The following is a 7,013-nucleotide window of genomic DNA, read 5'->3' on the forward strand; positions in this document are numbered from 1 at the left end:
GCCAAGTATACACTCCCCAGTGTTTGACTTATGAATATTATAACTCACCAAATAGTAAAATCAAATGATTTATATATTTGTTTTTAATCAGCACCCCCTCCTAAGGGAATATAATTCGTTGTTTTTTGGGGGTTCTTTATCTTATCAAGCTCTGTATTAAGAGCAAGTTTGTCATTCTCTAGGCTCATTATCCGCTGCTGCTGGGAAGTAACCTGCTGCTGTAAATCACTTTTTGCTTTGGCTTGTGTTCTTATTACCTTTCTCTGACCTTCAACCACCCCTTGATTTTCAGCTAAACCTTTTCTTATGGATTGTAACTCACCCAATTGCTTCTCAGATGCTTCTTGTAAACTAGCCTTTTCCTTACCCATAGTCTGTACTTGCTCTAAAAGATCTTTATTTATTTCTTGCATACCTGATTTTTCCTGCATTAATCTGGTATTTTCTGCATCTTTAACACGCAATGCAGCTTGTAGTTTAGCTTTTTGCTGCTCAAGAACTTGGTTCTGATTCGCAAGTTCTTGTCTTATACCTACTCCTTCATTAACGCCTCTCTGATAACCATTATTATCAGCTTGCAAAACATTAACTCTCAACTTGTTTCTTTCTTGAGTTAACTCAGCATTACTCGCCTTTAAGCTTGCCATTTTGGCACCTAATTTAAAACCAGCACTCCCATCCAACATACCAAAAGCTGCACCAAGCCCTCCAGCTATCGCCAAGTTTGCACCATCAATTTTCTCATTATTTATTTCGCCTTGCAGTAGCAGACCTCCAACACCGGCTGAACCGCCAATAAAAGCTCCAGCAAAAAGTGCCGCTCCAACAGGCCCACCAGCAACACCAATACCAGCACTAACACCAAAAACTAATGCTTGAGCACCAAATTGCACACCTAAGTTTGCAATACCACCATTATCATGCGGTATTAGGCTACTAAGACTAAAATGCCCACTTGGATCATAGTTCATCACAGGATTACCATTGGCATAATTATAGCGATTGAGTAAATCAAAGCTATCCTGGGCGACAAAGCGCGCGATATCCGCATTGTAATACCTTGCACCTTGATCGTTTAACCCGGTTTCAAAATCATGGTAACCGGCACCAAATATATATGGGTTTTGCTCAAAGTCAAAACTGTCTTGATTTGATGTTTGATTTTCATCGTTGCTGTTACTTAATTGACCATAATCATCGATATGATAACTTGTGGTTTGTGATACACCATTTTTTAACACAATACTTGCCGGTTGGTTATGGCGAACACCTAAAGACTCAGTTAATTGACTGTTATTCGTGTTTTGCAGATCTTTAATAAATCGCGATCCAACAAAATAGCTGCTTATCTTTGTTTGAACTTGATCTATCGTCAAGGCTTCATTTAACAGCTTGCCATTTTGACCATAATAAAAGTCAATTGATTGACCAGCAGCCTTATCCACTTTAGCCGCCCGGCGGCCATCGGCATAATACTGATAAGTATAGGTTTTATTGTTTATGACATCCGTTACCAATACTAGCCGATTTAAGCTGTTGTAATCATACTGGTATTGTGTCACTTCGTTTTTATCGGTTTCAACCAGATTACCATTTTTATCATAATGATAGCTGTAAGTCATTGTTGACGTTGTTTGTGTCAGCATTGTCGATGCCTGCACCGTTTGCCACGGCATCAATTGCATCGCAGCCATCAGACCAATAACAACCGGTTTTAACTGCGCTTTACATTTAGCTTGTGGATTTTTCTTTTTATACTCCATTGATGATTCCTCTTTTGACTTTTTCGTTTATACAAATTACCCAAGGTGACTATTTTTGTTTTCTTACCAAGCCTTCATCATATGCTTGCCAAGTCGACATTTCTGTTGCTTCTTTTCATATTTATTTAAAACCCAAACCCGGAAAACAGCCCAACCCAAGGCGAAACAGACGTATTCACATCTTCTTGTATTAATCTTTCACACATCTGCCAGCAATTGGCTTTTTCATTATTAAAGCTAAAAAAGCGATATTGTGGCATGTCAGCCCCGTTTTCAGTAAAGCTTTTAAACTTTGTAAGCGCCTGCTTTGCTTCTTCTGTAGTAATCTTACGAATTAAACGTAAGTGCTTATAAAGACCATCACCTTGCTTTTTATCAAGAATGTCTAGCCATAAGGTTCCCTTATTCCAAGCAGTAAAATCCATCATAAAAAAGTTGCTCTGCGTTTCTATCACCATCCCTCTATGTAGACTCCCCCTTATCTGATAAATACCGGATTTTTGTATATGATTACCCTCTACTGCATTATCCACCATCATCTGGACATCATAATTGTCTCCAATTAACTCCTTAGCATTTACGCCATAGCGTGTAGCCTGCTTATCAATAACACCAACAAAGAAGTCTTCGCTTTTTTTTGCTGTCAGTACTGTCTTACCGATTGTTGCAACCCCAAACCCAGCGTCCGCAACACTTAATGCAGTGGCGGCGATATTAAGGTTTCGGTGCAATTTTGCTGAACCTATCTTGGCATCACTTAAACCCTGAGAGACAATTCCCACTCCGCCGGCAGCCACACCAATCAAAGCACCAGCCAATGCTAACGATGTACCCGCGCTAACAGGTACTGCAATAACTGACGCCACAATCCCAATGGCATTTAATGTATAAACACTTTCTCTTGAACTTAAGGCGGAACCAATCGCGCTTAAGGCATTATGTCCTGATGGGTCATAGTTCATCACCGGGTTGGCATTGGCATAATCATAACGGTTGAGTAAATCAAAACTGTCCTGGGCGACAAAGCGCGTGATATCCGCACTGTAATACCTGGCACCTTGATAGTTTAATCCGGTTTCAAAATCATGGTAACCCGCGCCAAATAGGTGCGGGTTTGTCTCAAAGTTAAAACCCTCTTGATTTGACGCGTTACCTTCATCATTACCATTGGTTAATTGACCATAATCATCAATATGGTAACTTGTCGTTTGTGACACCCCATTTTTTAATGCAATGCTGGCCGGGTGATTATGGCGAACACCTAAAGATTGGGTGAGTTGGCTGTCATTGCTATGTTGCAGATCCTTAATAAATCTGGCACCGGCAAAATAACTACTCATCTTCGTTGTTATCTGATCAATATTTAAGGCTTCATTTAGTAACTTGCCATTTTGACCATAATAAAAATCAATCTGCTGACCCACAGCCTGATCTACCTTAGCGGCTCTGCGACCATCGGCATAATACTGATAAGCATAGGTTTTATTGTTTAACTCATCCGTCACGGTTACCAGCTGGTTTAAACTGTTATAACCATACTGGTATTGTGTCACACTGTTTTTATCCGTTTGCATTAAATTACCATTGTTATCATAATGATAAATATATACGTTTACCGTTTGCAAAGCCGCTGCATACCCTAACTGCCATTGCCACATCAATAAGGATAGCAATACGATATGTACGACAGTAAATGTTCTCATAAAAAGCCTTTATCTAAATTCCTACGCATAATCCCAATCAAAATGTGGCGTTCTTACCTCATCATTCTTATAGAAAGAAATATCTGTGAAGAAATCTTCTCTCTGCCTAAAAAAGATCGAAGGCTCTGATATAAAATCACTAGGCATTTGGTAAGGTATATTGTTTTCAAACCTGTGTGAGCGAGCAACAGTTTTTAATTCTCTAAAGGCAGTATCAGCGTCATGAGTATCTACTAATTCATCAAGATCATCTGACAATGAATCCAACGAGAACTCAGAGCTACTTTCACTTAACTGCAATTCTTCATCACTGGATAAATGTTCTATATCTGCAAGTATCTCTTCTTCCAGACTTGATCGTCGTGGACCTTGCAATCTCCCTGAGCTAAAATCTGGGCTATTACGAGGATCAAATCTTGACTCAGCCTCAATGCTAGAATTTAAATTATCAGTCTCGCCAATGCTAATATCGCTCTCAGGTTCTTGATTCTGCAGCAAAGGTCTCATTTCTTCACCTTCTAGCTCTCTGAAAACAGCAGACCCTTTACGCCAACTATTAACGCGTTTGGCACCTGACATACCAAATTCAGTCACACCTCCTAAAGCACCACCAATCCCCGCATTAATTCCAATAGAAATCAAATCACGCTGTAAATGTTTAAAATGATCATCAATACCAACTGAAGCGGCTGTTGCAATGCCACCAATCATGGCACCACCGACAACACCATAACCAACACCACCAACAGGGGCTAATGCCAAAGATAAGACAAAGCCAACATGCTGACCTGTACTCTCACCCCAGGTGTATTTCTTAACATCGTGACCAAAATCTTTAATGCTGTAATGTCCACTTGGATCGTAACTCATTACAGGATTGCCATTGGCATAGTTATAACGATTGAGTAAATCATAACTGTCCTGAGCAACAAAGCGCTGCGCATTGGGATTATAATACCTGGCACCCTGGTAATTTAATCCGGTTTCAGAATCATGGTAACCGGCGCCAAATATATATGGGTTTTGATCGAAATCAAAGCCGTTATCATTATTGCTTTGTGTATTATTGTTGCTGTTGGTTAAATTACCATAATCATCGATATGATAACTTTTAATCTGTGATACACTATTTTTTAACGCAATACTGGCTGGGTGATTATGACGAACAGCTAAAGACTCGGTTAACTGACTGTTATTCGTATTTTGCAGATCTTTAATAAATCGCGATCCGGCAAAGTAACTGCTTATCTTTGTTTGCGCCTGGTCTATTGTCAGTGCCTCATTTAACAATTTGCCATTTTGACCATAATAAAAGTCAATTGATTGATTAGCAGTTTTATCCACTTTAGCCGCTCGACGACCATCGGCATAATACTGGTAGGTATAGGTTTTATTGTTTAACGCATCCGTCACGGTTACCAGCTGGTTTAAGCTGTTGTAGTTATACTGATACTGTACTGATTTACCTTTATCGGCCTCAACCAGGTTACCATTGTTGTCATAATGATAAACATAGCTTGTCGTTTGGGTTGTTTGTGATACAACTGCTGCCCTAGCCAACTGCCAGGGTAGTAGTGGTATTAAAGCCAATATCCCCATGATAACTGGCTTAAAATAGTTAACTTGCATAAATTATACCCCATACTTATTATGCTTATTTATTTACAAATATTGTGCCTATATTCTTGCCCAGTCTCCTTAAACGGGAACTTTGCTCCCTTATAGATTCCCATCTACGCTGGAATGACGTGATCGGATGGAGCGAGAATTTTGTTTATTATAATATCAAACGCACCATATAAGTCTCCATGTACTATTTGCTCTTCACCTCCAGAAGGAAGTGAGTTAGATATGGCTTCTTCATTGTTTAGATAACCTTGCATATTCGTGAATTTATCTTTATTTTTAACGAAGAAACATATACGCAAATCCGTTTGTTGCTCTGGCCCTAAACTTCTAGCCTCCTTTAATTTGGAGAACTCTTCCATTAGCTTAGCTTCTGCTGTTTTTGTATCTATTTTTCGCATCACTAATATATATTCTTCTTCGGTTAACTCAGCACGATACTTAAGGGCTGCTGTGCTTAGCTTGTTAATGGTTTGTCGGTTTACCTTCATACCTCCACCATGGGTAAGCTGAAAAAGCGGCTCTTTATCAAAGGTAAATTGACGAACAGCATCCTCAGCAAAAGTCGATCCTCTACCACCAAGTCCTGACATTCTACTGGCACCGGTACCAATATGTATAGCACCACCTAAAGCACCACCAATCCCCGCATTAATCCCAATAGAAATTAAATCGCGTTTCCAATGATCAAAATGGTCATCAATACCAACTGAAGCAGCTGTTGCAATACCGCCAATCATGGCACCACCAACAACGCCATAGCCAATGCCACCAACAGGGGCTAATGCCAAAGATAAAACAAAGCCAACATGCTGCCCTGTACTCTCACCCCAGGTGTATTTCTTTAGATCATGGCCAAAATCTTTAATGCTGTAATGTCCACTGGGGTCATAGTTCATCACAGGATTACCATTGGCATAGTTATAACGATTGAGTAAATCAAAACTATCCTGGGCAACAAAGCGCTGCGCCTCAGGGTTATAATACCTGGCTCCCTGGTAATTTAATCCCGTTTCAAAATCATGGTAACCTGCCCCAAATAGATGTGGGTTTGTATCAAAGTCAAAACCATCCTGATTTGACGCGTTACCTTCATTATTGCTATTAGCTAATTGACCGTAATCATCGATATGGTAACTTGTCGTTTGTGACACACCATTTTTTAAGGCAATGCTTGCTGGGTGATTGTGTCTGACCCTTAAGGCTTGTGTTAGCTGACTGTCATTGCTATGCTGCAAATCCTTGATAAATCGAGCCCCGGCAAAATAACTGCTTATCTTTGTTTGAACTTGATCTATCGTCAAGGCTTCATTTAACAGCTTGCCGTTTTGGCCGTAATAGAAATCAATTGCTTGACCCACAGTCTCATCAACCTTAGCTGCCCTGCGACCGTCGGCATAGTACTGATAATCATAGGTTTTGTTGTTCACAGCATCAGTTACCGATACTAGCTGATTTAAACTGTTATAGTTATACTGATATTGTGTCACTTCATTTTTATCGGCTTCGATTAGATTACCGTTATCGTCGTAATGATAAATATAACTTATCGTTTTTGTCGTTTGCGATACAGAAGATGCCCTGGCAAATTGCCAAGGCAGCAGTTGTGTTAAAGCCAATATCCCCGCGATAAATGGCTTTATAAAATATCTAACTTGTCGAGTAGACATCTCTGTTTCTCCTATTTATAATTTAAATTTTAAACATAATGTGAGAAAGCATGATGCCCCTCACAGAACCATACTTGTAGATTTCCCACATACGGCTCTTCAACTTAACTCACTGAACCTGTTAAAGTATAAAAATCATGTGTGATTCGTGGCTGCGGTAGTGGGTAACGTTCAATATATTTGTTGAACTTCTCCCAACTCATTTTCCGCTTCTGGCTTCTTCGATTTAACCATTTCTTTGCTAGCCTCTT

General features: G+C 39.7%; 4 protein-coding genes. All 4 read right to left on the reverse strand.

Annotated elements, in window-relative coordinates:
- Positions 1 to 83: 83 nt before the first annotated feature.
- Positions 84 to 1,763 carry an RHS repeat domain-containing protein gene (locus DNK84_RS03080; RefSeq protein ID WP_119343108.1) on the reverse strand — a complete coding sequence of 560 codons (1,680 nt, stop codon included), beginning with the start codon at positions 1,761 to 1,763 and terminating at the stop codon, positions 84 to 86.
- 125 nt (positions 1,764 to 1,888) lie between these two features.
- Complete coding sequence (locus DNK84_RS03085; RefSeq protein ID WP_119343109.1) at positions 1,889 to 3,466, reverse strand: RHS repeat domain-containing protein; 1,578 nt, start codon at positions 3,464 to 3,466, stop codon at positions 1,889 to 1,891.
- 21 nt (positions 3,467 to 3,487) lie between these two features.
- Entirely contained in the window at positions 3,488 to 5,095 is a 1,608-nt protein-coding gene (locus tag DNK84_RS03090) for an RHS repeat domain-containing protein (protein WP_119343110.1), read from the reverse strand.
- Between the two features lie 104 nt (positions 5,096 to 5,199).
- Positions 5,200 to 6,762 (reverse strand): RHS repeat domain-containing protein, encoded by a 1,563-nt coding sequence (locus tag DNK84_RS03095; protein ID WP_119343111.1) that lies wholly within the window; start codon positions 6,760 to 6,762, stop codon positions 5,200 to 5,202.
- Between the last annotated feature and the right edge of the window lie 251 nt (positions 6,763 to 7,013).

Origin of the sequence: Facilibium subflavum (assembly GCF_003574485.1) — a bacterium.
GTDB classification, from domain to species: Bacteria; Pseudomonadota; Gammaproteobacteria; order Francisellales; family Francisellaceae; genus Facilibium; species Facilibium subflavum.